The sequence below is a fragment of the Micrococcus sp. APC 4021 genome (genome assembly GCF_030407635.1).
Classification (GTDB): Bacteria; Actinomycetota; Actinomycetes; order Actinomycetales; family Micrococcaceae; genus Micrococcus; species Micrococcus luteus.
Genome location: NZ_JASDCZ010000239.1, coordinates 1 through 526, shown reverse-complemented (window position 1 = coordinate 526; position 526 = coordinate 1). Strand labels below are relative to the sequence as shown.

The following is a 526-nucleotide window of genomic DNA, read 5'->3' as shown; positions in this document are numbered from 1 at the left end:
AGATCCGGGTGAACCACGCGCTCGGCTTCCGCTGGATGTTCCCGGCCTCCCGGCTCGTGCTCGGGCAGGTGCGCGTGCGCGAGCTCGGGGACGTGGCGGTGGTGCACGCGCCGTGGACCATGACGGGGCAGACCGCGCCCGACGGCGACGAGGCCGGCGAGCGCACCGGCGTCCTGCTGCTCGTGGTGCGCCGCACCGAGGCCGGGGCGTGGGAGGCGGTGGCCGGGCAGAACACGGACTCCGTGCCCGAGGCGCAGACCCACCTGGCCGACGACGACGGGCTGGCCGCGGTGCACTACCACCCGTCGGCGTGGATCGATCCCGACGACGACCCCGACGGCCCGGAGGCCTGCTGAGCGGCGACCGGCTCACGCCACCGTCAGCAGCCGCACCCAGTCGTCCTCGACCCGCTCCCCGCCGACCACGAACTGCCGCGCCCCGACCGTCTCGAAGCCGAGGCGCTCGTAGAACCGGTTGGCCCGTGCGTTCTGCGCGTTCGTGCCGAGCCACACGTGCCGGAACCCCA

At 74.7% G+C, this 526-nt stretch carries 1 protein-coding gene; it reads left to right on the top strand.

Features of this window, described 5'->3' with window-relative positions:
* Positions 1-356, top strand: a 356-nt coding sequence (locus tag QL983_RS11390; protein WP_290153088.1) for a DUF4440 domain-containing protein, incomplete at its 5' end; no start/stop codon positions are given.
* Positions 357-526 lie beyond the last annotated feature (170 nt).